2 rRNA genes (1 of these 2 only partly in view) are annotated in these 3983 nt (G+C 56.3%); both read left to right on the top strand.

Annotated features, from left to right (window positions below):
• The first annotated feature begins 2 nt into the window (after window positions 1–2).
• Window positions 3–1534, top strand: a 16S ribosomal RNA gene (locus tag G9U51_RS16985).
• A gap of 343 nt (window positions 1535–1877) precedes the next feature.
• Window positions 1878–3983, top strand: a 23S ribosomal RNA gene (locus tag G9U51_RS16980) (it continues 1131 nt past the right edge of the window).
• The 16S and 23S rRNA genes sit together here, the layout of an rRNA operon.

Genomic DNA, 3983 nt, shown 5'->3' with positions numbered 1-3983 from the left:
TTTTTTTGGAGAGTTTGATCCTGGCTCAGGACGAACGCTGGCGGCGTGCTTAACACATGCAAGTCGAACGATGAAGGACCAGCTTGCTGGTTTGGATTAGTGGCGAACGGGTGAGTAACACGTGAGTAACCTGCCCTTCACTCTGGGATAAGCCTTGGAAACGGGGTCTAATACTGGATATTCATACATTGTCGCATGGTGGTGTGTGGAAAGATTTTTTGGTGGGGGATGGACTCGCGGCCTATCAGCTTGTTGGTGAGGTAGTGGCTTACCAAGGCTTTGACGGGTAGCCGGCCTGAGAGGGTGACCGGCCACACTGGGACTGAGACACGGCCCAGACTCCTACGGGAGGCAGCAGTGGGGAATATTGCACAATGGGGGAAACCCTGATGCAGCGACGCCGCGTGCGGGATGACGGCCTTCGGGTTGTAAACCGCTTTCGCCATCGACGAAGCCTTTGGGTGACGGTAGGTGGAGAAGAAGCACCGGCTAACTACGTGCCAGCAGCCGCGGTAATACGTAGGGTGCGAGCGTTGTCCGGAATTATTGGGCGTAAAGGGCTTGTAGGCGGTTTGTCGCGTCTGCTGTGAAAGACCGGGGCTTAACTCCGGTTCTGCAGTGGGTACGGGCAGGCTAGAGTGTGGTAGGGGAGACTGGAATTCCTGGTGTAGCGGTGAAATGCGCAGATATCAGGAGGAACACCGATGGCGAAGGCAGGTCTCTGGGCCACTACTGACGCTGAGAAGCGAAAGCATGGGGAGCGAACAGGATTAGATACCCTGGTAGTCCATGCCGTAAACGTTGGGCGCTAGGTGTGGGATCCATTCCACGGGTTCCGTGCCGTAGCTAACGCATTAAGCGCCCCGCCTGGGGAGTACGGCCGCAAGGCTAAAACTCAAAGGAATTGACGGGGGCCCGCACAAGCGGCGGAGCATGCGGATTAATTCGATGCAACGCGAAGAACCTTACCAAGGCTTGACATACACCGGACGCGCTCAGAGATGGGTGTTCCCTTTGTGGCTGGTGTACAGGTGGTGCATGGTTGTCGTCAGCTCGTGTCGTGAGATGTTGGGTTAAGTCCCGCAACGAGCGCAACCCTCGTTCCATGTTGCCAGCACGTGATGGTGGGGACTCATGGGAGACTGCCGGGGTCAACTCGGAGGAAGGTGGGGATGAGGTCAAATCATCATGCCCCTTATGTCTTGGGCTTCACGCATGCTACAATGGCCGGTACAGAGGGTTGCGATACTGTGAGGTGGAGCGAATCCCTTAAAACTGGTCTCAGTTCGGATTGGGGTCTGCAACTCGACCCCATGAAGTTGGAGTCGCTAGTAATCGCAGATCAGCATTGCTGCGGTGAATACGTTCCCGGGCCTTGTACACACCGCCCGTCAAGTCACGAAAGTCGGTAACACCCGAAGCCCATGGCCTAACCAGGTTTTCCTGGGGGGAGTGGTCGAAGGTGGGATTGGCGATTGGGACTAAGTCGTAACAAGGTAGCCGTACCGGAAGGTGCGGCTGGATCACCTCCTTTCTAAGGAGCATTGAGCATCCTGCGCCACCGTGTGTGTGGCGGGATGTGCTCGTGGGTGGAACATCAGTCATGGTGCCCGTGCCAGTGGGTGGGGGCGATCGATCTAGTACGCATCACGCGCGCCTGTTGGGTGTGTGTGGTGGTGGAGGGGTTTGGTTGCTTCTGGAGCTGGGTGGGGTGTCGGCACGTTGTTGGGTGTCTGAGGAAACGGTTGTGTGCTGTTTTCTTGGTTGGTGGCAGGGCCCGCCGGCTTGCGCACGGTTGTGTGTGGGTGTGGTGGGTTGGCCTGTGTGGTGTTTGAGAATTGCATAGTGGACGCGAGCATCTTTGTTTTTGTGTCTTTGTGTAAGTTTTTAAGGGCACACGGTGGATGCCTTGGCACCAGGAACCGATGAAGGACGTAGGAATCTGCGATAAGCCTCGGGGAGTCGATAACCGGACTGTGATCCGAGGGTGTCCGAATGGGGAAACCCAGCACCATTCATGTGGTGTTACCCGCATCTGAACTCATAGGGTGTGTGGAGGGAACGTGGGGAAGTGAAACATCTCAGTACCCACAGGAAGAGAAAACAACAGTGATTCCGTCAGTAGTGGCGAGCGAAAGCGGATGAGGCTAAACCATGGTTGTGTGATACCTGTCAGGGGTTGCAATTGTGGGGTTGTGGGGCCGTACCGTACCAGTGCTGACATGCTGGTGAGAAGTGATCAATCGCGCGTGTAGTCGAAACGTTTTGAATGGCGTGGCGTAGAGGGTGTAACCCCCGTAGGCGAAACATGTGTGACTTCTTGGGTGTGGTTCCCGAGTAGCACGGGGCCCGTGAAATCTCGTGTGAATCTGGCAGGACCACCTGCTAAGCCTAAATATTCCCTGGTGACCGATAGCGGACTAGTACCGTGAGGGAAAGGTGAAAAGTACCCCGGGAGGGGAGTGAAATAGTACCTGAAACCGTGTGCTTACAATCCGTCAGAGCCACCCTGGTTGTGGTGATGGCGTGCCTTTTGAAGAATGAGCCTGCGAGTTAGTGCTCAGTGGCGAGGTTAACCCGGGTGGGGTAGCCGTAGCGAAAGCGAGTCCGAACAGGGCGATTGAGTCGCTGGGTCTAGACCCGAAGCGGAGTGATCTACCCATGGCCAGGTTGAAGCGACGGTAAGACGTCGTGGAGGACCGAACCCACTTCAGTTGAAAATGGAGGGGATGAGCTGTGGGTAGGGGTGAAAGGCCAATCAAACTCCGTGATAGCTGGTTCTCCCCGAAATGCATTTAGGTGCAGCGTCGCGTGTTTCGTGCCGGAGGTAGAGCTACTGGATGGCTGATGGGCCTCACCAGGTTACTGACGTCAGCCAAACTCCGAATGCCGGTACGTGAGAGCGTGGCAGTGAGACTGCGGGGGATAAGCTTCGTAGTCGAGAGGGAAACAGCCCAGATCACCAGCTAAGGTCCCTAAGCGTGTGCTAAGTGGAAAAGGATGTGGAGTTGCTGTGACAACCAGGAGGTTGGCTTAGAAGCAGCCACCCTTTAAAGAGTGCGTAATAGCTCACTGGTCAAGTGATTCCGCGCCGACAATGTAGCGGGGCTCAAGCACACCACCGAAGCTGTGGCAATCACACGTTTCTCTAGCAACACTTTGTGTTGTTCAGGGGTGTGGTTGGGTAGGGGAGCGTCGTGTCACCGGTGAAGCCGTGGTGTGAACCAACGGTGGAGGTGACACGAGTGAGAATGCAGGCATGAGTAGCGAATGACGGGTGAGAAACCCGTCCGCCGAATAACCAAGGGTTCCAGGGTCAAGCTCATCTGCCCTGGGTAAGTCGGGACCTAAGGCGAGGCCGACAGGCGTAGTCGATGGACATCCGGTTGATATTCCGGAACCGGCGAAGGACCGCCCATATCGAATCAGGGGATGCTAACCACCCGAACCACCCCGTTTCACTCATTGCCCCTTTCGGGGGGTGTGGGTGTGGTGGTGGGGAGCGTGGGACCCGATCTTGTAGTAGGTAAGCGAGGGAGTGACGCAGGAAGGTAGCCTCCGCGGGGCGATGGTTGTCCCCGTCCAAGACTGTAGGACTGCTGGTAGGCAAATCCGCCAGCTGTATGTCTGAGAGTTGATGGTGACCACAGTAGTGGGAAGCAGGGTGATCCTATGCTGCCGAGAAAAACTTCTAGCGAGGTCCGAGCCGCCCGTACCCCAAACCGACTCAGGTGGTTAGGTAGAGAATACTAAGGCGATCGAGTGAATCGTGGTTAAGGAATTCGGCAAAATGCCCCCGTAACTTCGGGAGAAGGGGGGCCCAAACCCTGAAGCTCTTCACGGGCTAGGGGCGAGGGCCGCAGAGACCAGGGAGAAGCGACTGTTTACTAAAAACACAGGTCCGTGCGAAGAAGTAATTCGATGTATACGGACTGACGCCTGCCCGGTGCTGGAACGTTAAGGGGACCGGTTAGCCCTTTGGG

The sequence above is a fragment of the Metallococcus carri genome (genome assembly GCF_011440275.1).
Taxonomy (GTDB): domain Bacteria; phylum Actinomycetota; class Actinomycetes; order Actinomycetales; family Dermatophilaceae; genus Metallococcus; species Metallococcus carri.
Note: the sequence above shows the minus strand (reverse complement) of the source record. Positions and strands in the feature narration are given on the sequence as shown.